Origin of the sequence: Alteraurantiacibacter palmitatis (assembly GCF_037154115.1) — a bacterium.
GTDB classification, from domain to species: domain Bacteria; phylum Pseudomonadota; class Alphaproteobacteria; order Sphingomonadales; family Sphingomonadaceae; genus Alteraurantiacibacter; species Alteraurantiacibacter palmitatis.
Genome location: NZ_JBANRO010000010.1, coordinates 103,890 through 125,557, shown reverse-complemented (window position 1 = coordinate 125,557; position 21,668 = coordinate 103,890). Strand labels below are relative to the sequence as shown.

The 21,668-nt window shown below is 66.9% G+C and carries 18 protein-coding genes and 2 pseudogenes; 8 read left to right on the top strand and 12 right to left on the bottom strand.

The features are described 5' to 3' along the window. Positions 1 to 26 precede the first annotated feature (26 nt). Genes WFP44_RS12910 through WFP44_RS12895 form a run of 4 tightly spaced genes read right to left on the bottom strand, consistent with a single transcriptional unit; the run spans position 27 to position 6,186 of the window. Entirely contained in the window at positions 27 to 3,233 is a 3,207-nt protein-coding gene (locus WFP44_RS12910; protein WP_336926966.1) for an efflux RND transporter permease subunit, read from the bottom strand. Continuing rightward, complete coding sequence (locus WFP44_RS12905; protein ID WP_336926965.1) at positions 3,223 to 4,476, bottom strand: efflux RND transporter periplasmic adaptor subunit; 1,254 nt, start codon at positions 4,474 to 4,476, stop codon at positions 3,223 to 3,225. Before WFP44_RS12905 ends, WFP44_RS12910 begins: the two co-directional genes overlap by 11 nt. After that, entirely contained in the window at positions 4,476 to 5,756 is a 1,281-nt protein-coding gene (locus WFP44_RS12900; RefSeq protein WP_336926964.1) for a TolC family protein, read from the bottom strand. Before WFP44_RS12900 ends, WFP44_RS12905 begins: the two co-directional genes overlap by 1 nt. A gap of 58 nt (positions 5,757 to 5,814) precedes the next feature. Beyond that, positions 5,815 to 6,186 carry a hypothetical protein gene (locus tag WFP44_RS12895; protein WP_336926963.1) on the bottom strand — a complete coding sequence of 124 codons (372 nt, stop codon included), beginning with the start codon at positions 6,184 to 6,186 and terminating at the stop codon, positions 5,815 to 5,817. A 210-nt stretch (positions 6,187 to 6,396) separates the two neighbouring features. Here WFP44_RS12895 and WFP44_RS12890 point away from each other — a divergent pair, with 210 nt between their 5' ends. Beyond that, positions 6,397 to 6,855 (top strand): SRPBCC domain-containing protein, encoded by a 459-nt coding sequence (locus WFP44_RS12890; RefSeq protein WP_336927002.1) that lies wholly within the window; start codon positions 6,397 to 6,399, stop codon positions 6,853 to 6,855. 10 nt (positions 6,856 to 6,865) lie between these two features. On the opposite strand, the gene WFP44_RS12885 is transcribed toward WFP44_RS12890, so the two are convergent. From WFP44_RS12885 to WFP44_RS12875, 3 genes are all read right to left on the bottom strand, one after another. Next, positions 6,866 to 7,441 (bottom strand): PIN domain-containing protein, encoded by a 576-nt coding sequence (locus WFP44_RS12885; RefSeq protein WP_336926962.1) that lies wholly within the window; start codon positions 7,439 to 7,441, stop codon positions 6,866 to 6,868. Next, on the bottom strand, positions 7,431 to 7,877 hold the full coding sequence (locus WFP44_RS12880) for a DNA-binding protein (protein ID WP_336926961.1): 447 nt from the start codon (positions 7,875 to 7,877) through the stop codon (positions 7,431 to 7,433). The genes WFP44_RS12885 and WFP44_RS12880 overlap by 11 nt, the downstream gene beginning before the upstream one ends. 82 nt (positions 7,878 to 7,959) lie before the next feature. Next, positions 7,960 to 8,292, bottom strand: coding sequence for a hypothetical protein (locus tag WFP44_RS12875; RefSeq protein ID WP_336926960.1), 333 nt, complete (start codon positions 8,290 to 8,292; stop codon positions 7,960 to 7,962). Between the two features lie 244 nt (positions 8,293 to 8,536). On the opposite strand from WFP44_RS12875, the gene WFP44_RS12870 reads away from it, so the two are divergent. The 5 genes from WFP44_RS12870 (at position 8,537) to WFP44_RS12850 (ending at position 13,514) form a co-directional block, all read left to right on the top strand. Then, entirely contained in the window at positions 8,537 to 9,436 is a 900-nt protein-coding gene (locus tag WFP44_RS12870) for a hypothetical protein (RefSeq protein ID WP_336926959.1), read from the top strand. 104 nt (positions 9,437 to 9,540) lie between these two features. Further along, positions 9,541 to 11,700 (top strand): ParB/RepB/Spo0J family partition protein, encoded by a 2,160-nt coding sequence (locus tag WFP44_RS12865; RefSeq protein ID WP_336926958.1) that lies wholly within the window; start codon positions 9,541 to 9,543, stop codon positions 11,698 to 11,700. A gap of 145 nt (positions 11,701 to 11,845) precedes the next feature. After that, positions 11,846 to 12,040: a hypothetical protein gene (locus WFP44_RS12860; protein ID WP_336926957.1), complete on the top strand. Its 195-nt coding sequence runs from the start codon at positions 11,846 to 11,848 to the stop codon at positions 12,038 to 12,040. Positions 12,041 to 12,171: 131 nt separating this feature from the next. Beyond that, on the top strand, positions 12,172 to 12,684 hold the full coding sequence (locus WFP44_RS12855) for a hypothetical protein (protein WP_336926956.1): 513 nt from the start codon (positions 12,172 to 12,174) through the stop codon (positions 12,682 to 12,684). Beyond that, on the top strand, positions 12,681 to 13,514 hold the full coding sequence (locus WFP44_RS12850) for a DUF7007 domain-containing protein (protein WP_336926955.1): 834 nt from the start codon (positions 12,681 to 12,683) through the stop codon (positions 13,512 to 13,514). Before WFP44_RS12855 ends, WFP44_RS12850 begins: the two co-directional genes overlap by 4 nt. A gap of 99 nt (positions 13,515 to 13,613) precedes the next feature. Here the strand turns inward: WFP44_RS12850 and arsH are convergent. The 5 genes and pseudogenes from arsH to WFP44_RS12825 form a co-directional block, all read right to left on the bottom strand. Next, positions 13,614 to 14,255 (bottom strand): annotated as a pseudogene (arsH, locus tag WFP44_RS12845) (arsenical resistance protein ArsH); the annotation flags it as partial. Then, a pseudogene (locus WFP44_RS12840) lies at positions 14,231 to 14,653 on the bottom strand (arsenic resistance protein); the annotation flags it as partial. The pseudogenes WFP44_RS12840 and arsH, both read right to left, overlap by 25 nt. Before the next feature lie 3 nt (positions 14,654 to 14,656). Continuing rightward, positions 14,657 to 15,082: an arsenate reductase (glutaredoxin) gene (gene arsC / locus WFP44_RS12835; RefSeq protein WP_336926954.1), complete on the bottom strand. Its 426-nt coding sequence runs from the start codon at positions 15,080 to 15,082 to the stop codon at positions 14,657 to 14,659. After that, positions 15,079 to 15,609 carry an arsenate reductase ArsC gene (locus WFP44_RS12830; RefSeq protein WP_336926953.1) on the bottom strand — a complete coding sequence of 177 codons (531 nt, stop codon included), beginning with the start codon at positions 15,607 to 15,609 and terminating at the stop codon, positions 15,079 to 15,081. Before WFP44_RS12830 ends, arsC begins: the two co-directional genes overlap by 4 nt. A gap of 11 nt (positions 15,610 to 15,620) precedes the next feature. After that, the gene (locus tag WFP44_RS12825) at positions 15,621 to 15,953 is read right to left on the bottom strand and encodes an ArsR/SmtB family transcription factor (RefSeq protein ID WP_336926952.1); all 333 of its coding nucleotides are present in this window, start codon (positions 15,951 to 15,953) and stop codon (positions 15,621 to 15,623) included. A gap of 156 nt (positions 15,954 to 16,109) precedes the next feature. Here WFP44_RS12825 and WFP44_RS12820 point away from each other — a divergent pair, with 156 nt between their 5' ends. Both WFP44_RS12820 and WFP44_RS12815 read left to right on the top strand, forming a co-directional pair. Then, on the top strand, positions 16,110 to 20,474 hold the full coding sequence (locus WFP44_RS12820; protein ID WP_336926951.1) for a strawberry notch-like NTP hydrolase domain-containing protein: 4,365 nt from the start codon (positions 16,110 to 16,112) through the stop codon (positions 20,472 to 20,474). Continuing rightward, complete coding sequence (locus WFP44_RS12815; RefSeq protein WP_336927001.1) at positions 20,474 to 21,538, top strand: DUF7146 domain-containing protein; 1,065 nt, start codon at positions 20,474 to 20,476, stop codon at positions 21,536 to 21,538. The genes WFP44_RS12820 and WFP44_RS12815 overlap by 1 nt, the downstream gene beginning before the upstream one ends. Positions 21,539 to 21,668 lie beyond the last annotated feature (130 nt).

Sequence of the window (21,668 nt, the reverse complement as noted above, 5' to 3'; positions counted from 1 at the left end):
GGCAGCACATGGGAGCGGCATGGAGGTCAGCTTGCGGCGGGCGCCATTTCCGGCGGTATCTGCGCTTCGGGTTGTGCCTGGCGGCCATGCACGATGCGGTAGAGCGCCGGCAGCACCAGCAGGGTCAGCATCGTCGAGGAGATGATGCCGCCGATCACCACCGTTGCGAGCGGCCTTTGCACTTCCGCGCCCGCGCCGACGTTGAACGCCATCGGCACGAATCCGAGGCTTGCGACGAGCGCCGTCATCAGCACGGGCCGCAGGCGTGTCAGTGCGCCCTCGCGTATCGCGGGATCGAGGTCCATCCCGTCCGCGCGAAGCTGCCGGATGAAGCTCAGCATCACCAGCCCGTTGAGGACGGCGACACCCGACAAGGCGATGAAGCCGACCCCGGCCGAGATCGAAAGCGGCATCCCGCGCAGCAGAAGCGCGGCCACCCCTCCGGTCAGCGCCAACGGCACGCCCGAGAAGACTACGCCCGCATCCTTGAACGATCGGAACAGCGCGTAGAGCAAGCCGAAGATCAGCAGGAGCACCATCGGGACGACGATTTGCAGGCGCTGCGCCGCCGAGATGAGCTGCTCGAACGTGCCGCCATAGCTCACCCAATAGCCTGACGGCACTTCGACCTCGGCGCCGACCCTTTCCCGCACTTCCTCGACGAACGAACCCAGATCCCGTCCCCGGACGTTGGCGGTGACGACCACGCGCCGCTTGCCATCCTCACGGCTGATCTGGTTCGGCCCGATCACGACCTCGACACGGGCAACATCGGCGAGCGGCACGAAGTTGCGGGTTCCCGCCTCGCTCGTTCCACCTACAGGTATGCGCAGACGGCCGATTTCATCGGCACGCGAACGCACGTCCTCGGGAAGGCGCACGATGACCGGGAACCGCCGATCGCCCTCGAAGATCTGGCCTGCCTGCTGGCCGCCGATCGAGACCGCCACGACATCCTGAACGTCACCGACATTCAGGCCGAGCCGCGCAAGTGCCGCCCGGTCGGGCGTGATTTGCAGGATCGGCAGTCCCGTCACCTGCTCGATGCTCACATCCTGAGCGCCTTCGATCCCGCTGACCGCCCCCTCGATTTGCTCGCCGATCGCCAGCAACCGATCGAGATCATCGCCGAACACCTTGATCGCGACATCGGCACGGACACCGGACAGCAGTTCGTTGAACCGCATCTGGATCGGCTGGGTGAACTCGTAATTGTTGCCGGGAACGCCTTCCGCCACGTCCTGCATTTCGCGGACAAGCTGGGCGCGCGGTTTCCTGGGATCGGGCCATTCGGAACGATCCTTGAGCAGGATGAAGGTGTCGGCGACCGATGGCGGCATCGGATCGGTAGCGATTTCGGCGGTGCCGATTTTCGAGACGATCCGCTCGACCTCGGGGAACTGGCGTAACCGCGATTCCAGCGTCGTCTGCATGGTAATGGCCTGGCTGAGACTCGTCCCCGGAATGCGCAGGGCATGGAGCGCGATGTCCCCTTCATCGAGATTGGGCACGAACTCCGAACCCATGCGCGAAGCGCTAAAGCCCGCTATCGCCACCAGTGCCAACGCGCCCACGACGAAGGCGACGCGCAACCGCAAGGCCGCATCGAGCGCGGGCGCATAAGCGCGCCTGGCCCAGCCCATGAGCCGGCTGTCCTTCTCCTCGACCTTGCCGGTGACGAACATGGCGACGGCGGCCGGAACGAAGGTCAACGACAGGAGAAGCGCGGCGGTGAGCGCCATGACCACCGTGATGGCCATTGGATGGAACATCTTCCCTTCGACGCCGGTGAGCGCGAAGATCGGCACATAGACGAGCGTGATGATGGTGACGCCGAACAGCGACGGCCGGATGACCTCGGAGCTGGCGGATGCCGTCAGCGCAAAGCGCTCGTCGCGTGTGAGTAGCCGCCCGAGCCGATGCTGCGCCTCGCCGAAGCGGCGCAGGCAATTCTCGACGATGATGACCGCGCCGTCGACGATGAGGCCGAAGTCGAGCGCGCCCAGGCTCATGAGATTGCCCGACACCCCCGCGCGCACCATGCCCGTCATCGTCATCAGCATGGAGATCGGGATCACCGCCGCCGTAATCAGCGCCGCACGAATGTTGCCGAGCAACAGGAACAGCACGACGATGACCAGCAGCGCGCCTTCGGCAAGGTTCGTCGCGACCGTCTTGATGGTGCGGTCAACGAGATCGGTGCGGTCGTAGATCGGGACGGCGCGCACCCCGCCCGGAAGCGCTTGCGCCGCTTCCTCGAGCCGTTCGGCCGCCGCCCGCGCGACGATCCGGCTATTCTCGCCCGCGAGCATGAACACCGTGCCGAGCACGACTTCCTCGCCGTTCTCGGTTGCCGCGCCGGTGCGCAGCTCCTCGCCCATGCCTATGTCGGCGACATCCGCGATGCGGATCGGCACGCCGCCGCGATTCGTGACGATGATCGTGCGGAGATCGTCGATACCCGATGCCTGTCCGGGCACGCGCACCAGATATTGCTCGCCGTAGCGTTCGATATAGCCCGCGCCGACATTGGCGTTGTTCCTGTCGAGAGCCTGCACGACATCGTTCAGGGTCAACCCATAAGCGGACAGCCGTTCGGGAAGCGGCGTCACATGATATTGCCGCTCATAGCCGCCGATGCTGTTGACCTCGGTGACGCCCGGCGTGTTGCGGAGCTGCGGCCGGATCACCCAATCCTGCAAGGTGCGTAGGTCTTCGGGCGTGTAGCGGCTTCCGTCCGGCTTGCGCGCATTCGGGTCGGCCTCCAGCACATACATGAAGATTTCGCCGAGGCCCGTCGCGATCGGCCCCATCTCCGGCACGACGCCTTCGGGGAGCTGGTCGCGCGCGGTCTGGAGGCGTTCGTTGATGAGCTGGCGTGCGAAATAGATGTCGGTGCCGTCCTCGAACACCGCCGTCACCTGACTGAGCCCGTAGCGGGAAATCGAGCGGGTATATTGCAGGCCCGGCACGCCGGCGATGGCGGTCTCGACCGGGAAGGTGACGCGCTGCTCGGCTTCCAGCGGCGAAAAGCCAGCCGCCTCGCTGTTGATCTGCACCTGGACGTTGGTAATGTCCGGCGTCGCGTCGATCGGCAGGCGCTGGAAGCTCCAGACGCCGATGCCGCACAGAAGCACGACGATCGCCAGGACGGCCCAGCGGAAGCGGATGGAGGCCGCGAGGATGCGTTCGAGCAGCCCCCGGCGTTCGGGAGGCATGGTCTCAATGGTCATGGCTTGCCCCCGACTTCTCGATGTCGGCGCGGATCAGGAAAGCGCCATCGGTCACATATTCGGTGCCCGGCTCCAGGCCGCCCAGCACCTCGGTCCATTCAGGCGTGCGGCGCCCGATCTCCAGCATCCGCACCTCATAGGTGTTGCCGACCTTGGCATAGACCACCTCGAAATCGCGGAAGCGCTGGATCGCCCGCGTCCGCACCGCCAGCGGCACCTGGGTCTCGGCGACGGCGAACGATCCTTCCACGCCCATGCCGGGGCGGAAGGATTGCGAAGCTCTTGGCGGGAGATGGACATGGGCCACGAGCGTCTGGCTGGCTATGTCGGCCGTGGGCAGGATCGCCTCCACCGGCGCCTCGATCCGCGCCTCGCCGGACAGGCTGCGCACGGAGACCCGCTGACCGACCCGGACACGCTCGGCGTCGCGGGGGAATACAAAGAACTCCGCGTGGAGGTTCGTCGGGTCCGCGATCACGAACAAGGCGCGGTCGGCTGTCGTATCGCCGACGTTGGCGTTCTTCTCGATTATCACGCCGCTGATCGGCGCCGTGACCGCATAGGTCTGGAGCGAATGGCTGGACTCGACGCGCAGCAGCGTCTGCCCCCGGCTGACCCGCTCGCCGAGCCGGCCTTTCATCCAGACGATCTGGCCGGGAAGACGGGCGCGCACATCCGCCCGGCCTTCCGGCGTGATCTCGATCCTGCCCCCCATGTCGATCAGTTCGGCAACAGTCGCAGGCCCGGCTTGCGCGGTTTGCACGCCCCCGGCCCGCGCCGCCTCGGCCGAAATCGTGGTGCGGCCCTCATATGAGGCATAGGACCAACTGTGTGTCCGCCCGCCTTCGGTGGCGCGCACCCGCACGTCGAACGAGTGGGGTTCGGTGACGACGCCGTTGCCGCGCAGGAAATCCTCTTGCGGCTGGAAAGCGAAGCGGTCGATTTGACCGCCAAGGCGCCCCAGCTCGATCGCGAGGCGGACTTCGCCTGGCGCCAGCGGCCGGCCGTCCCGATAGGGATAGACCCGGTATTCCGGCTCCACGCCATCCTCGAAGATCGTGACTTCGAGCGCGAAGTCGCCATTGCGCAGCATCCGCCCGCCATGCGGGCCGCGTTCATAGTCCGCGTCGGCCGCTTGCGCCGTTTCGGCTTCCGTCGTTTCGTTGGTCGTGGGCGAGCCGCCGCACGCAGCGAGCAGCACACAAGCGAGCAAGGCGCTCGCGACAAGAAAGGATCGTGTCATCAGCGAATCTCCGCGCTGGCAAGGAGGGGGGCATGGCGGCCGGTCAGCCGGTCGAGCCGGGCGCCCGCCAGATGGTATCGGCGCAGCAGCTCGACGCGGCGGGATCGCGCGTCGATCACCGCTTGCTGCGCCTGGCTCACTTCGAGGAAGGTGAAAGCGGTGCCGCCACGCGCGAAGCCGTCCCGCACCAGCACCACCGCGCGTTCGGCGCTCGGCAACACCTCGCGGTCGATCCGCCCGATCTCCGAGGCGATCGCCGAGCGTTCGGCCACGAGCCCGTCGATCTCGCGCCGTATCTGCGCCTGCGCGACTGCGATCTCGGCTTCGGCGGCCTGGGCTTCGGCATTGGCCCGCGCCACATTGCCGCGGTTGGCCGCACGGTTGCCAAGCGGGATCGAGCCGCCGATCATGATCGCGACATCATTGCCTTGCCCGAAATGGCGCAGGCCCATGCGCGCCGTCGGATCGCCGACATTGCCGGTCTCGGCGAGGCGAACCCGCGACGCCGCCGTCTCGCGCTCGGCGGCGAGCAGCGCGAGGTCGGGGCTGTCATCGCCCGACGCCACGCTTGCCCCCACGATGCCGAACGGCGCCGCGTCGAGGCTGTAGTCGGCCGTCCCGCCCCAATAGGCAGCCAGCGCGGCCCGCGCGATGCGGGCACTCTCGCGGGCCTGGTCGAGCGCGATCCGGGCCTGCGCCACGGCGGTCCTTGCCCGCTCGCCCGCGAACAGCGGATCGAGCGCGTGGCCGACGCGGCGGCTCGTCTCCGCCTCGACGCGCTCGGCGGCGGCGAGACGTTGTTCGGCGATCGGGATCGCGGCCTCGGCCGCCAGTGCCTCGACCCATGCGGCCTGCACCTGTGCCATGAGGTCGAGCATCCGCAGGCGGTTGCGCTCGGCGGTCACGCCAAGGTCGGAACGGGCGGCGCCGATGCGCGCCTCGCGCTTGCCGCCGCGCTCCCAGGTGCGCTCATACCAGGCCGTGGCCTGCGAGCGGTCGATCGGCGAATAAGGGCCGGTGCCCATGAAGTCCTCGACATCGACGCCGACGACATCGCGCGGCCGCACATCGGCCTGGGCGATGGCGGCATCGGCGGCCTCGAGCCGGGCTGCGTTCGCCGCCACGGCGGGATCGCCAGCGGCGACCCTCGACAGCGCATCGGACAGGGTCAGATTTTGAGCCTGAGCCGCCTGCGCGAACAGGAGAAGGGATAGCGCGCCACAGAGCGGCGGCAGCCGGAGCAAGCGCGCGCATCGGCGCGCGCGACGGGAATGGAACATGACGTGAAGCCTCGCGGGCAAGCGTGGGACAACCCGCGCCGAACCTGCGACGCGGGGCTCAGGCGTTCATCGTCAGGGTCTTTGGAGGTCGCTCGGGGCCAGGGATGCGCAGGCCCAGCGTCTGATTGTCCGGCGCCAGGCCGTGCGGATTGCCGGTCACTGCGAACAGAGTCGCACCGGCCGGCGTGGCGATGAGCATACCCGAGCCGCTGTCGCCATGATGGTGATGGCTGCCGGGCAGATGATCGGCCGGATCGTTGTCGCCAGGCTGCGGCGCATGATGATCATCGGCATGGTCCCGCTCGACCGTCAGGTCGCTGAAAAGCACATGCTGATGCTCGGTCGAGGCGCCCGGTGCGTGCTGGATCGTGTCGATCACACCGGACAGAGACGTGCCGGCAAAGATGAGCGTGAGCGCGATGCAGAGCATCACGCACACACGACTCGCAAAAAGGAACCTCAATGTTTGCACATTGTTGACGCTAACGACATGAGACAAACTACTCAAGAAAGTTGCTCGATAGCCCAAGCTCGGCTTGGGAGAAGCGCCCGGTGCGTGCGCTAAAGTCGTAAAGCCGCATTCTGAACAAATAAGGAACAAAGTGCAAGAGCCGAGAAGGAGGGAGGGGAAAGCCTTCCCCTGAGCGGGAGCCCTGCGGTCTCCCCGATCCTGGCTCCCGCGCGGGCGATCTTCCGCGCCATGACCGACGCCGAATCCGTCGCATCGTGGCGGCCGCCCAAGGGCATGAGCGCGCGCATCGAGGCGTTCGATCCGCGTCCCGGCGGCACCTATCGGATGGCGTTCATCTATGACGATCCCGTGCCTGGCGTGGTCGGGAAGACCTCTGCACGCGAGGATATGTTCACCGGCCGCTTCGCCGAGCTGGTCCCCTATGAATTGATCGTCGAGGAAGTCGCGTTCCAGTCCGACGATCCTGCCTTCGCCGGCATGATGCGGGTGACGACGACACTTGCCGAGGTGGCGGACGGAACCCGTGTCACCATCGCCTGCGAAAACGTGTCGCTAGGTATCAGCGCCGAAGACCATCAGACGGGGATGGCATCGACCCTGCGTAATCTCGTAACCTTCATCGAGTAGCACGCCGCCGCTAGAGCTTGCGGGCGTGCGGGCCGATCGCAGCCACGAACCGTTTCAGCCGTTGCCTCTCCAACGCCGCCAGATAGTCTGCGACCGATATTCGGGAGACCCGCAGGTTGCGACGCGCGTTGGCCGTCGCAGCGATCACCGCGGCGGGCACAGCTTCGTGAAGGGCGACCATTAGCGCGTCCGGCGTCATCTTGCGCAGCCCGTGCCGCCGCAGTTCCGGCACCGGAAAGTCACGCAGATTCCATGTCACGACGATCGACGCTTCCGCTTCGATCGCGGTGGCGACGACATGCCGATCATCGGGATCGGGCAGATTGATGTTCGGCAAATGCCGCTCATATCCCGAAACGTTGGCATCGGGGAGAACCCGGTCCATCAGATCGCGGGTCGCCGTCAGGCGCTCGACCGACAGGCCCGATGTGTCGGCCGCGAGGTTCCTGATCCACTCGTCATGGATCTCCGCGCTCCAGCGCGCCTCGACCAGCCGGTCGGCGGCGCACTGGATCAGCAGATTGCGAAGGTGGAAGGGATAGAGGACGCAGGCATCATAGACCGCCCTCGGCGGACTATAGGCCATGATCCCTCATCAGCGCCTCGGTATCCTTCGCAAGCGCGCCTTGGGCGTCTCTCTGGAGATCGAGCTGTCCCTTGAGGACCAGCACGTCCCGCAAGAGCGCACGCCGATGCTTGCCGACATAGCGGAACGGCAGATCGCCGACCTCCATGCGATGCACCACCAGCGGCCGCGACAGGCCGAGGATCGACGCCGCTTCATTCGGCGTCACTTCCTGCTCCTCGGCGAGCAAGGCGATCCGGTCGCCCCGATAAAGCCGGTCCAGCATGGTCTCGATCAGCGCCGCCGCCCGAGGCGGCAGGGATACGGCCTTTTCGCCGCCGGCGCTGTCGCGAACCCGGACCTCGACCTGATCCCCCTTGCGCAGCTTGGGAAGACGGGCGGCGCGCTTGCGGTCGCGATCCGACAATTCGATGAACTCTAGGACATGGGCGGTCATGGCGAACTCCTCCCGCTCAAGATAGGTCTTTCGGCGTCTAACTGCAATAACTGAAAATCATTGGCTGGATCACGCTGGTCAATCAGGCGAACAGGCCGGGCAATTCCGGTAGCGGTTCGCCGCGTCCCGCGCGAGCGGCATTGCCGGCCGGCGCCACCGCGACCCATTCCACCCGCCAGTCCAAGCGCAGCACATCGTTTGCGCCATCGCGTTGAATCCGCGTGATGCCGGCGCCTTCCTCGCTGACCTTGAAGCGGCAGGCATCGCCGTCGCCATAGGCCGCCTCGATCAAGGTGCCGTCCGAAACGCTGATCCAGCAGCGCCCGTCGGAATCCTCGGGCACCAACAACTCGGCCTCGACGTCGCCCATGATTTTCAACCTCGTGCGGTCCTCGCCGCAGATCGTCACGCTCATATCCCGTTCCTTGATTCGCAAAGCTGCATTGTGGAACATAATAAGAATATTGAGCAAGAGCCGAGAAGGCTTGAGGGGAAAGCCTTCCCCTGAGCGGGAGCCCTTGCGGTCTCCCGCTACCCCTTCTGCGGGGGCCGCAGCCCCCGCAACGCCCCCGCTGAGAGTGAGAGCCGCGCCCGGTCGGCCGTGACGGGCTCACGAGGCAGAGGGAGCGGCCCCTGCCGGCCCGTCGCGGAGAAACGCGATGGCGCTCACCACCACCGTCGCCCGCACCGGCTACGATCCGGCGGGCCTTATCACCCTCGGCCAGAATCCATCCCGCGACGCGATCCGGTTGCGCGTGCTCAGCCTGGGTGCGGGCGTCCAATCGACCACCCTGGCGCTGATGGCCGCCCACGGCGAGATCGGGCCGATGCCCGATTGCGCCATCTTCGCGGATACCGGCTGGGAGCCGCGTGCCGTGCGCGAACATCTCGCCTGGCTCATGTCGCGGGGCATGCTGCCCTTCCCGGTGTATATCGTCTCGGCCGGCGACATTCGAGCCGACCTGCTGCGGGCCGGGGGCGGCGAACGCTGGGCCTCGATCCCTGCCTTCACCCGCACGGTGAAGCGCGGCCGCATCGAGGTCGGCATGATCCGGCGCCAATGCACCAAGGACTACAAGATCGTCCCCATTCGGCGGAAGGCCCGCGAGCTGGTCGGCCTGACCCGCCGCCGCTCGCCCGACCATCCCGTCGTCGAGCAATGGATCGGCATTTCGCTCGACGAGCTGATCCGCATGAAGCCTTCCTTCGAGGCGTGGCAGGTCAACCGCTGGCCGCTCATCGAGCAACGCATGTCGCGGCATGACTGCCTGCGCTGGCTCGAACGGCACGACTATCCGATCCCGCCCAAGAGCGCCTGCGTCGGCTGTCCCTTCCATTCCGACATGCGCTGGCGCGAGATTCGCGACCGTGATCCCGAAGCCTGGGCCGAGGCGGTGGAGGTCGATCAGTCGATCCGCACCGGCCTGCGCGGCATCAGGGGCGAGGTCTATCTGCATCGCTCGGCCGTGCCGCTCGACCAGGCGGACCTCAGCACGCCGGCCGATCGCGGCCAGCTCGATCTGTGGGGCAACGAGTGCGAAGGCATGTGCGGTGTGTAACGGCCGCCATGCACATGGAGAGAGTGAGAGGGGGGCCTTCGGTTTCGTGACGGGCTGGGTAGCCGAGAGAGTGTCTCCCGGCGGCCCGTCATGGAGTAACCGACATGGCAAAAGCTGCCCCCAAGATCGTTCTGAGCCCGTCGCGGGACATTCCCTTCGACAAGCTGATCCTGTCCCAATCCAACGTCCGCCGCGTGAAGAATGGCGTGACCATCGAAAACCTCGCCGACAGCATCGCGCGTCGCAGTCTGCTTCACGGCCTCAACGTCCGGCCGCAGATCGACGAAGATGGCAACGAGACCGGCATGTTCGAGGTGCCGGCCGGCGGTCGGCGCTACAGCGCGTTGGCGATCCTCGTGAAGCGCAAGCGCATGGCCGGGGACGCGCTGGTCCCCTGCGTCGTCAAGGCGGCCAACGATCCCGTCCTCGCCGAAGAGGATTCGCTCGCGGAAAACAGCGAACGCGAGCCGCTACACCCGCTCGACGAGTTCCGCGGCATGAAGGTGCTGCACGACAAGGGCGAGCGCGAGCAGGCCATCGCCGCGCATTTCCGCGTGACGCCGGCTGTCGTCAGTCAGCGCCTCAAGCTCGCCTCGGTCTCGCCCAAGCTGCACGAGGTCTATGCGGCCGGCGACATGACGCTCGATCAGCTCATGGCCTTCACGGTCAGCGACGATCACAAGCGCCAGGAGCAGCTCTGGAAGCAGCTCGACCACAGCGTCAACAAGTCGCCGACCTTCATTCGCGACAAGCTGACCGAGGACATGGTGCCGGTTTCCGACAGGCGCGTGCTGTTCGTCGGTCTCGACGCCTATCTCGCAGCGGGCGGCACGGCGCCGACGCGCGACCTGTTCGAGCCCGACGACGGCGGCTGGGTCTCCGATCCTGCCTTGCTCGACCGCCTGGTCGCCGAAAAGCTCGACGCCGAGGCGGAGACGATCAAGGCCGAGGGCTGGAAATGGGTCGAGGCGCTGATCGACCTGCCCTATGGCTACGACGAGGACTGCCGCGAGATCGACGCCACCCGCGAGCCGCCGACCGAAGCGGATGAAGCCCGGATCGCCGAGCTTCGGGCCGAGGCCGATGCGCTGGAGGAACAGTGGGCGGGCACGGGTGATGTTCCGGCCAAGGTCGAGGCCCGCGTCACCGCCATCGACGTCGAGCTGGCCACGTTGTCGCGCGGCCGCTTCACCTACGACGCGCAAGAGCAGGCCCGCGCCGGCGTGTTCGTCGGTCTCGAAGCCGACGGCACGCTCTATATCGACCGCGGCTATGTGCGGCCGGAGGATGAGCCCGAGGACGAAATCGTCGAAGCCTCTGACGACGAGGTCGACGCGATCGTCGAGCCGTCCGGCGATGAACCGGCCGACATCGCGGCGCAGACGGCCTCGGCGGGTGCCGATGGCGCGGCGGTTTCCACGCCGGTCGCTGCCGACAGCGACGATGACGACGATGAGGTCATCAAGCCCCTGCCGGACAGGCTGGTGGCCGAGCTGACCGCATCCCGGACGGTCGCCTTGCAGGACGCCTTCGCGCAGAACCCCTCGGTGGCCTTCGCCGCCGTGCTGCACGCGATGGTGCTCACCACCTTCTATCAGGTGCGCACGGAGAGCTGCCTGGAGCTGTCGGTCAGCCGCGTCTATTTCCCGTTCCAGGCATCGGGCCTGCGGGAAAGCGCGGCGGTGAAGGCGATGGAGGAACGTCACGCCGGTTGGAAAGCGCGACTTCCCAAGTCCGACAAGGATGCCTGGGACGCGATCCAGCAGCTCGACGGCGCCGACCAGGCAGCCCTGTTCGCCCATTGCGCGGCCTATGCGGTGAACGCGCAATGGGAGCCGGTCCCGAAGCATGGCGGCGGCCGTGTCTCGGCGCATGGCGTCGCGCGCCGGATCGAGCACGCCAATGTCCTGGCCCGCGCGATCGGGTTCGACATGGCGGCGACCGGCTGGCGGCCGACCTACGAGAATTATCTCGGCCGCGTCACCAAGCCCCGCATCCTCGAAGCCGTCGCAGAAGGCACGGAGCCGCAGAAGGCCGGGCTGATCGACCACCTCAAGAAGGGCGACATGGCCCGCGAAGCCGAGCGGCTGCTGGCCGATTCCGGCTGGCTTCCCGAGCCGCTGCGGATGCCGGACGTCGAACCCGTCCTGCCGATCGCCGACACGTCGGTTGACGGCGAGGAGGGCGAGGCGCTCCCGGCGTTCCTCGGGGAGGACGGCGATGGTGACACCGAGGATTCGGCATACGCCATCGCGGCGGAATAGCCGCATCGGGCGGGGTGGTTTCGGCCGCTCCGCCCCTTTTTCTTCACAATGCCGACCAACGGCCCGGCCGAGCGCCGGGCCTTTCGCATGGCCGCCCGGCCACTTCCGGCCGGGCGGCTTCCACCCTCATCATAGGAGTATCCCCATGAAGATCGACGAGATCGCATTGGCGGACGCCGAGGCGCTCGCCCCCGTCCTGCTCGCCGCCATTCAGCGCCTCGGGCAGCTCGGCCGCTCGGGCGCCGTCGCGCTGGCGCGGCAGGTCGAAGACGGCGACGCCGATTTCGACGAGGCCGCCGAATGGATCGCCGACATTGCGGCCGGCAAGCTCACGAACTGAGCCGCGCGCCGCCGGTCCCATGACGGGGCCGGCGGCCAGAGCCCGAGGAAGGCCGGGGGCCGGATGAGCCGGCCGGATTGAGAGAGAGCATCGGACGGCTCGCTCCTTTCCCGCTCTCCCGGAGAAACATCATGTCCGACAACATCCACAACCCATCGCGCGCGGCCGTTTCGTCCGTCCTCGACGGCCACGCTGTCGTGGACTCCGTTCCGCTCGGCACCACGCTGCGCTTTTTCGATGGCACGCCGCGACCGCCCGAACGCTTCCGGCGCAAGCTGTCCGCCTGGAAGAGCCGCAATGACACGGGCCGTCTGGTCGAGAAGTCGGCTGCCTGCACGCTCGGCGGCACGCCATTTCCCGCCACCTTCACGCTGCACCTCGCCAACTACGGCTCGAACGGCACGATCGTCATGGTCGTGAACCGGGGTTTTCAGGCCACGACCGATCTTTGCTTCGAGGTTCTCGAACGTCCCGCGCCCGGCATGGTCCGCGTGTTCTCGCGGCGCGGCGGCCGGGTCGAGCTGCACCGCCTCGCGTCCGACATGGCCGAGGCCGAGGCGTGGATGGCGAAGAACCGCTATTGCGATCCTATTGCTGAGATCGTCGGCGAGGACGAAGCCGTGACCCTCGGGAGGGCGGCATGAGCGGCGGGGCTCCGATCGAGGCCATTTATGGTCTCACCGCCGATGGCCACCTGGCGGCACTGGTTGGTGATTTCGCCTACCTTGCCGTCCCGGACGCGGAGGGCTTACGCATCGAAAGCGCGTGGCGTCCCAACCGGCCTATAGCCGAGTGGACGCGGGCCGACTTCTATGGCTCCGCCGGAATAGTCCCGACCGAGGCCGGTTTCCGTGCTCATGTCGAAGAATATGTCCAGCATTGTCGTGAACAACGGGCAATCGGCCGCACCCGCGAACCGGCCAACGGCGTCTGGACGCCGTGGGACTGGTCGCAGGGCGCCGAAGTCTATGCCGAAGGCGTGGTCTTCCACTCCACGGCAAGCCACGGCGGCTTCAAGCTCGATGACGCCCATAACGCCGTCATGCCTCCCGCGCTGCGCGTCGATAGCGGCTGGTATGAGGAAGACTGCGAGTGGGTGAAGGTCGCGTTTGGCTTCCCGGAGCTGTTCACGGCCTACGAGCGGCGCATCGCGGAGAAGACCCTGCGCAACACCTTCCCCGAGTGCTGGGAAGCCGTCCACGGCCGCGCCCTCGCGTCAGGCGAATCCTTCGAGAACGATCGCCGCCTGTTCGAGGAGGCCCATGCTCAGGACTGGATCGTCGTATCCGCGAGCAGGTCCAGGAGTTCGCCGGGCTTCGTGAAATGCGTCGCGGCGCTCGGCGGGAAACGCGGCCGGCGGCCGTATCGTGGGTTTCTCGTGCCCAAGGATGAATATTGCTCCGGCCCGCATGGCTTCGTAATCGACGAGGCCCGACACGAAACCTGGAAGCTGTCGACCGCTCCTGACGCCTGATCTTCGCATAGCCCGTCCCTGCGCTTCGGCTGGGGGGCGGGCTCCTTTTTTTTTTTGCCATGTAGAGGCGCACCTCGTTCGCAATCGTCAACTTCAATTCTACCGAATAGCGATAGCCGAAAGATCGTTGGCGGGATCGACCACGACGCCCGCCGCCTTGCGTTCGGAATAGCGATCCACAAGCTGCGCGGCGTGCGGGCGCAGCAACACAGTGAACCGAACCAGCTCCTCCATCACATCAACGATGCGGTCATAATAGCTCGATGGCTTCATACGCCCGGCTTCGTCGAACTCTTTGTAGGCCATCGCCACGCTCGACTGGTTGGGGATGGTGAACATCCGCATCCAGCGGCCGAGCAGGCGCAGCGTGTTGACTGCGTTGAACGACTGTGAGCCGCCCGAAACCTGCATGACTGCGAGCGTTCGTCCCTGGGTCGGGCGCATCCCCTTCATCTCCAGCGGCAGATGGTCGATCTGCGCCTTCATGATGCCGGTGATCTGGCCGTGGCGCTCGGGACTGCACCACACCATACCTTCCGACCACAGCGCATGGTCGCGCAGCTCATGGACGGTGGGATGGTCGTCGCCCTTCACCTGGTCGGGCAACGGCAGGTCGGATGGATCGAAGATGCGCGTTTCTGCCCCGAAGAACCGGAGCAGCCGCGCGGCTTCCTCGACCGCGAGGCGCGAGAAAGACCGTTCGCGCAAGGAGCCGTAGAGCAACAGGATACGCGGAGGCGGATCAGCCCGGCGATATAGGAAGAGGCTTCACCTGCCGGCAGCAGCGGCGCGAACAGCCAGCCAAGGAAAAACGTGGCGAGCAGCGCCATCGAAAAGGGCTTGACCGCCCAGTTGATGAACAGGGTGACGCCGACGCCCTTCCAGTGCCGGCGCACCGATCCCAAGGCACCAAAGTCGATCTTGAGCAGCATCGGCACGATCATCAGCCAGATCAGCACCGCGACCACGAGATTGACCCGCGCCACTTCGGCCGAGGCGATCACGCCGAACAGGTCGGGCAGAGCATGACCGAGCGCGATGCCGACGACGATGCAAAGCGCCACCCATAGGGTCAGGTAACGCTCGAAGAAGGAGATGCCGGGACGGGCCGGCGCGGTGCCGGCGGGAACAGTTGCCATGCCTCAGATCACCTGCACGCCGGTTTGATCGACGACTTGCTGCCCGTCCTCCTTGGCGAACGCGCCCTGTTGTGGCGCAGGCAGCAGGTCCAGCACCGCTTCCGATGGCCGACAGAGCTTCACGCCCAGCGGTGAGACGACCAGTGGCCGGTTGATGAGGATCGGATGCGCCATCATCGCGTCGATAAGGGCTTCGTCAGACAGGGAAGCGTCGCCCAGACCCAAGTCGGTATAGGGCGTGCCCTTCTCGCGCAGTAGGTCGCGCGGCGTGAGACTCGCGCGCTCGATGAGTTGGACGAGCAAGGCGCGTGTGGGCGGCGTTTTCAGGTATTCGATGACATGCGGCTCAAAGCCCGCATTGCGGATCAGGCCCAGCACGTTGCGCGACGTGCCACACTCCGGGTTGTGATAGATGATGATGTCGGTCACGCGGCATCCCCGCGCCGGGCGGTTGAGCCTTCGGCATGGCCGATCTCGCGCAGCTTCGCGCCAAGCGCCTTGGCTTCAAGGGCCGCGATAGGCAGCGCTAGGAACAGTTTGATCCGGTTTTCCAGATAGCGCAGAGCCGTCACGAAGGCGCGCTCGCGTTCGATGTCCGTCCCTTCGACATGGCTGGGATCTTCGATGCCCCAATGGGCCGTCATCGGATGGCCGGGCCACACCGGGCAGGTCTCACCGGCCGCGTCGTCGCAGACGGTGAACACGAAATCCATATGCGACGCATCCGGTTGAGAGAACTCCTCCCAGCTTTTCGAGCGCAGCCCTTCGGTCGGATAGTCGATGCGCTCCAGCAGCCGGAGCGCGATCGGGTTGACCGCGCCCTTGGGGAAGCTCCCAGCCGAGAAGCCGCAGAAGCGGCCTTCGCCCAGCTTGTTGAGCGCGCTTTCCGCGAGGATCGAGCGCGCCGAATTTCCGGTGCAGAGGAACAGGACATTGAACACGCGATCGGCGGACATAGCGGTCTCCTTCAACAGCAGGGAGTGAGTTCGGCGACGAGCGGCGCGCATAGCTCCGGCTTTCCGGCGCAGCAGTCCTTGACCAGAAACAGGGTGAGCGCGCGCAACCTATCGAGGTCGGCGCGGTAGATGATCGACCGGCTTTGCCGTTCGGACTTCACCAATCCCGCACGCGACAGGATGCCAAGATGGGCGGACATGGTGTTCTGCGGGACGTCGAGCTGACGGGCGATCTCGCCGGCCGGCAGGCCGTCTGGCTCGTGCCGCACCAGCAAGCGGAAGGTATCGAGGCGCGTCCGTTGGGCGAGCGCGCTCAAGGCGAGGATGGTCGACTCTGATTCCATATATCCAGAATAACAGATATTATGGGACGACGCCATAGGACTTCCGCATCCCGCATCATGAGAGAGTGAGAGGGGGGCCGGAAATGGGCGGGTCGGCCGGATCGAGAGAGAGCGTCCGGCGGCCCGTTCCTTCCCGGCTCTCCCAGGACATTCGCCATGACCCTTGCTGCACCCGCCGCGTCTGCGGCGCCATTTCCGGTCGCGCCCGTTTTAGCCGCAACCGCCCAATCCACTCTCTCCGCCGCTGCGCTCATCCTTCCCGACCTCGAACGGGGCCGCGCCATCGACGCGCGCGCCTTGCGCGCCGCGATGGAGACCGCGTTCGGCGGCTCCGATGCCGATGGCGCCTGGGACTGGAAGACCGCCTATGACGCCTGCGAGGCGGCGCAGGTCCTGTTCCTGCGCAAATACGGCAGCGTCATCCTCCGCAAGTCGGCGTCGCCGGCCGCCGCGCTGGCGATGATCGAGAAGGTGGCGGCGCTGCTTCCCACCCATACCCGCCGGTCGGAGACGTCTCAGGCGTTCCAGCAGTTCTCGACGCCGGCCGGACTCGGCTTCGTCGCCACCATCGCGGCCGCGATCCGGCCCGGCGACGTGGTGCTCGAACCGTCCGCCGGCACTGGCCTGCTCGCCGTCCAGGCCGAGACGCGCGGTGCGGGCCTCATTCTCAACGAGCTGGCCGAGATCCGCGCCGAAATGCTCGCCGGCCTGTTCGGCGATTGCCCCGTCACTCGCCACGATGCCGCGCATATCCATGATTATCTGCGCGCGGACATCGCGCCGAGCGTGGTGGCGATGAACCCGCCCTTCTCGGCCGTTGCGCATGTCGATCGGACCATGAAGGACGCGGCCCTGCGCCATATCGGCTCGGCGCTGGCCCGTCTCGCGGAGGGCGGCCGCCTGGTCGCGATCACCGGGGCGAGCTGCGCGCCCGACAATCCCGCCTGGACCGACTCCTTCGCCCAGCTTCAGGAACGGGGCCGCGTCCTGTTCTCGGCGGCGATCGACGGCCGGGTCTATGCCAAGCATGGCACGTCCATCGACACTCGGCTGACCGTGATCGACCGTGTTCCGGCCGACGATCCTTCCGTCTTCCCAGCATCCCCCGGCGTCGCCCCGGACACCGCGACCCTGCTCGGCTGGGTGCTTGATCATGTCCCGCCGCGCGAGTCCGGTCCCGATACCCCGCCACCGGCCATGCCGGTTGCCGTGCCCGTCGCCATGCGGGCGATGTCGGCCAAGCCCGCGCGCCGTCGTCATGTCACGCCCGTTCCGGCCGCTGCGCCGGCCAAGCTGCCCGAAGTGGCGGAGTTGGCCTATGACGTGATCGACTGGACGCCCGCCGAGGCCGGCCGCCTGACCGACGCCATCTACGAGCCCTATGCGCTCCAATCGCTGCGGATCGACGGCGCCAGGGCGCATCCGACGCCGCTGGTCCAGTCCGCGGCGATGGCCTCGGTCCCGCCGCCCCGGCCGAGCTATCGGCCGATCCTGCCGGCGAGCCTCGTCGCCGATGGCGTCCTGTCCGACGCCCAGCTCGAATCCGTCATCCTCGCGGGCGAAGCGCACAGCGGACATCTCGCCGGAGCATGGACGGTCGATGACACCTGGGATGTCGTCACCGCCGCGCCGGACGATGCACAGGATGCCGTGCGCTTTCGCAGGGGCTGGTTCCTCGGCGACGGCACCGGCGCGGGCAAGGGCCGCCAGGTCGCGGGCATCATCCTCGACAACTGGCTGAAGGGCCGCCGCCGCGCGGTGTGGGTCAGCCGCTCCGAGACCCTGCATCAGGACGCCATGCGCGATTGGGAGGCGCTCGGCCAGGAACGCCTGCTAGTGACGCCTCTCTCGCGCTTCCGGCAGGGCACAGCGATCACGCTGGACGAAGGCGTGCTGTTCGTCACCTACGCCACGCTCCGATCGCAGGATCGCGGCGAGAAGGTGAGCCGCGTCCAGCAGATCGTCGATTGGCTGGGCGCCGACTTCGACGGCGTGATCGTGTTCGACGAGGCGCACGCGATGGCGAACGCCGCCGGAGGCACGGGCGCGCGCGGCGAACAAACGCCCTCCCAGCAGGGCCGCGCTGGGCTTCGGCTCCAGCACGCGCTCCCCGATGCCCGCGTCGTCTATGTCTCCGCGACCGGCGCGACCACCGTGCAGAACCTCGCCTATGCCCAGCGGCTCGGCCTGTGGGGCGGCGAGGATTTCCCCTTCGCCACCCGCAGCGAGTTCATCTCCGCGATCGAGGACGGCGGCGTGGCGGCGATGGAGGTGCTGGCCCGCGACCTGAAGGCGCTCGGCCTCTACTCCGCCCGCTCGTTGTCCTTCGACGGCGTGGAATATGAGATACTCGAACATGCGCTGACCCCGGCGCAGATCGGCATCTACGACGCCTACGCGGGCGCTTTCCAGATCATTCACAACAATCTGGATGCGGCGATGAAGGCCGCGAACATCACCGGCGCGACCGGCACGCTCAACGCCCAAGCCAAGTCGGCGGCGCGTAGCGCGTTCGAGTCGGCGAAGCAGAGGTTCTTCAATCACCTCATCACGGCGATGCAGACGCCATCGTTGATCGCCAGCATCGAGCGCGATCTGGAGGCCGGCCATAGCGCCGTCGTCCAGATCGTCTCGACCGGCGAGGCGTTGCAGGAACGCCGGCTCGCCGACATCCCGAACGAGGAATGGGACGATGTTCGCGTCGACGTGACGCCGCGCGAATATGTCCTTTCGTATCTCGAACACAGCTTCCCGGTGCAGCTCTACGAGCCGTTCACGGACAGCGAGGGCAATCTGTCCTCGCGGCCCGTCACCGACGCGGACGGCAATCCCGTGGAATCCCGCGAGGCCGTCGAGCGCCGCGACCGGCTCATCGAACGGCTCGCCTCGCTGGCCCCTGTGCCCGCCGCGCTCGATCAGATCATCCACCACTTCGGGACCGATCTTGTCGCCGAGGTGACGGGACGCTCGCGCCGCATCGTCAAGCGGCGCGGCTCGGACGGCATCGACCGCTATGTCGTCGAAAGCCGGCCGGGCTCGGCCAATGTCGGCGAGACCGATGCGTTCCAGAGCGACGCCAAGCGCATCCTGATCTTCAGCGATGCCGGGGGCACCGGCCGCAGCTACCACGCCGACCTCGGCGCGAGGAACCAGCGGCTGCGCGTCCACTATCTGCTGGAAGCGGGATGGAAGGCCGACAACGCCATCCAGGGCTTCGGCCGCACCAACCGCACCAATCAGAAGCAGCCGCCGCTGTTCCGGCCGGTCACGACCGACGTGAAGGCGCAGAAGCGGTTCATCTCGACGATCGCGCGCCGGCTTGACACGCTGGGCGCGATCACGCGCGGCCAGCGGCAGACCGGCGGCCAGGGGCTGTTCCGGCCCGAGGATAATCTGGAATCGCAATATGCGCGCGACGCGCTGCGCCAGCTCTACCGGCTGCTCTATGCGGGCAAGGTCGAGGGATGCTCGCTGTTGGCCTTCGAGGAGGCGACGGGTCTCAACCTGCGCGACGACACCGGCCTCAAGAACGAACTGCCGCCGATCACCACCTTCCTCAACCGGATGCTGGCGCTCACCATCGACCTCCAGAACATCCTGTTCACGGCGTTCGAGGACTTGCTGACCGCCCGCATCGAGGGGGCCATCGCGTCGGGAACCTACGAGCTGGGTCTGGAGACGCTACGGGCCGAGAGCTTCACGATTGCCGACCGGAGCACCATCTATACGCATCCGGGCACCACGGCGGAGACGAGGTTGCTGACGATCGAACGCAAGGACCGCAATCGGCCGCTTACGCTGGCGAAGGCGCTCGACCATCTTTCGGACCCGCGTGCGGTCCTGCTGGTCAACGCGCAGTCCGGCCGCGCGGCGGTGCAGATACCGACGAAGGGCGTCATGCTCGACGACGGCAGCATCGAGAGCCGCGTGCGCCTGGTCCGGCCTATGGAATCGACGCCGATGCCGTTGGAGGCGATGGCGCAGACGCAATGGCGCGAAGCGAGCCGTCCCGACTTCGCCCGCGCATGGGAGGCGGAGCTGGCCGAAGTGCCGGAGTTCGCCACGAGCACCATGCACATCGTCACCGGCTTGCTGCTCCCGATCTGGAAGCGCCTGCCCAACGAATCCACCCGCGTCTATCGGCTCCAGACCGATGACGGCGAGCGGATCGTCGGCCGCCGCGTGTCGCCGGCCTGGGTGGCGACGGCGACAGCCAACGACAATGCTCCGAGCCTCGACCCGCAGGCCGCCTTTGCCGCCCTGATGGACGGTCGCACGGTCCTCGACCTGGCCGAGGGCCTTCAGCTTCGCCGCGTGCGCGTCATGAACGCCTACCGGATCGAGCTGACGGGCTTTACCGACCCCATGCGCGAGCGGCTGACCGCTTACGGCCTGTTCCACGAAATCATCTCGTGGACGCTGCGCATGTTCGTGCCGGTCGATTCCAGTGGCGTCGCGGTGCTGGAACGGATCATGAAGCGATGGCCGCTCCAGCGCATCGCCGACCGGACGGCTGCGTGATGGGCCGGCTGTCGGATCAGGCAGGCAAGTTGGCGCACCGTCTCGGCGACCGGGCCGAGGCGGTGTGCCGCCACTACCTGTCGAAGGGGCATCGTGAAGGCCGCTATTGGCTGGTCGGCGATGCCCACAATACGCCGGGGCGCAGCCTCTATGTGAGGCTCTGGGGAACGGAGGACGGACGGGGCGAAGCCGGAAAATGGACCGATGCCGCGACAGGCGAGCATGGCGACCTGCTCGACATCATCGCGCTCGCCTGTGGCCATGCGCATCTCCGCGACACGCTGGACGAGGCGCGGAGCTTCCTCAGCCTGCCACATCCCGAGCCTTGCGCCGATGGTCCGCATCCCGCGCGCGAGCCGAAGGCGCCCACGGGCTCGCCGCAAGCCGCCAGGCGCTTGTTCGCCGCGTCCGAGCCTGTCCGTGGATCGGTCGTTCAAGCCTATCTGCATGACCGTGCGATCACCGGCTTGCGGACCGACGATCCCCTGCGCTTCCATCCGCGCTGCTATTACACCCCGTCGCGGAAAGACTTGCCCGGAACTCGTCGCGCATGGCCCGCCATGATAGCCGCCGTCACCGATCTCGACGGCACGATCACTGGCGTTCATCGCACCTGGATCGACCCTGTCACATCGACGAAGGCCCCGGTGGCGACGCCTCGGCGCGCGATGGGTTTCCTTCTCGGGCACGGCGTCCGTTTCGGGCGAGCGGACAGGGTGATGACCGCTGGCGAAGGCATCGAAACCATCCTGTCCCTGCGTTCGATCATGCCCGCAATGCCCATGATCGCCGCTCTATCCTCGTCCCACCTCGCGGCCATCCTGTTCCCGCCTGCGCTTCGACGCCTCTATGTCGCTCGCGACGACGATCCATCCGGCGACGCGGCGTTGACGAGGTTGACCGAGCGGGCTTCGCCGGCCGGGATCGAGGTCGTGCCGCTCTCGCCCATGCTCGGCGATTTCAACGAGGATCTGCGCCTGATCGGAGCCGAGCGGTTGCGATCGGTCCTCGGCACGCAGCTCATCCCCGAGGATGCGGGCCGGTTCCTGGCCATCTCGGGCTGAAGCCGGAAAGGCGGCGGAGGTTCGGCTCGGGGTTTGGGAAGGTCCGGCCTGTCGGTTGCGATAACGCTGCTGGTCATCGGAGAGACCACGCCCTTGCTGCCTTCTTGAGAGGCGTTCGGGACGACAGCCG

Bases quoted from the DNA above. Each gene is read 5' to 3' on its own strand.
- WFP44_RS12910 (WP_336926966.1), bottom strand. From the start codon at position 3,233: ATGACCATTGAGACCATGCCTCCCGAACGCCGGGGGCTGCTCGAACGC.
- WFP44_RS12905 (WP_336926965.1), bottom strand. From the start codon at position 4,476: ATGACACGATCCTTTCTTGTCGCGAGCGCCTTGCTCGCTTGTGTGCTG.
- WFP44_RS12900 (WP_336926964.1), bottom strand. From the start codon at position 5,756: ATGTTCCATTCCCGTCGCGCGCGCCGATGCGCGCGCTTGCTCCGGCTG.
- WFP44_RS12895 (WP_336926963.1), bottom strand. From the start codon at position 6,186: ATGCTCTGCATCGCGCTCACGCTCATCTTTGCCGGCACGTCTCTGTCC.
- WFP44_RS12885 (WP_336926962.1), bottom strand. From the start codon at position 7,441: ATGGCCTATAGTCCGCCGAGGGCGGTCTATGATGCCTGCGTCCTCTAT.
- WFP44_RS12880 (WP_336926961.1), bottom strand. From the start codon at position 7,877: ATGACCGCCCATGTCCTAGAGTTCATCGAATTGTCGGATCGCGACCGC.
- WFP44_RS12875 (WP_336926960.1), bottom strand. From the start codon at position 8,292: ATGAGCGTGACGATCTGCGGCGAGGACCGCACGAGGTTGAAAATCATG.
- WFP44_RS12870 (WP_336926959.1), top strand. From the start codon at position 8,537: ATGGCGCTCACCACCACCGTCGCCCGCACCGGCTACGATCCGGCGGGC.
- WFP44_RS12865 (WP_336926958.1), top strand. From the start codon at position 9,541: ATGGCAAAAGCTGCCCCCAAGATCGTTCTGAGCCCGTCGCGGGACATT.
- WFP44_RS12860 (WP_336926957.1), top strand. From the start codon at position 11,846: ATGAAGATCGACGAGATCGCATTGGCGGACGCCGAGGCGCTCGCCCCC.
- WFP44_RS12855 (WP_336926956.1), top strand. From the start codon at position 12,172: ATGTCCGACAACATCCACAACCCATCGCGCGCGGCCGTTTCGTCCGTC.
- WFP44_RS12850 (WP_336926955.1), top strand. From the start codon at position 12,681: ATGAGCGGCGGGGCTCCGATCGAGGCCATTTATGGTCTCACCGCCGAT.
- WFP44_RS12830 (WP_336926953.1), bottom strand. From the start codon at position 15,609: ATGTCCGCCGATCGCGTGTTCAATGTCCTGTTCCTCTGCACCGGAAAT.
- WFP44_RS12825 (WP_336926952.1), bottom strand. From the start codon at position 15,953: ATGGAATCAGAGTCGACCATCCTCGCCTTGAGCGCGCTCGCCCAACGG.
- WFP44_RS12820 (WP_336926951.1), top strand. From the start codon at position 16,110: ATGACCCTTGCTGCACCCGCCGCGTCTGCGGCGCCATTTCCGGTCGCG.
- WFP44_RS12815 (WP_336927001.1), top strand. From the start codon at position 20,474: ATGGGCCGGCTGTCGGATCAGGCAGGCAAGTTGGCGCACCGTCTCGGC.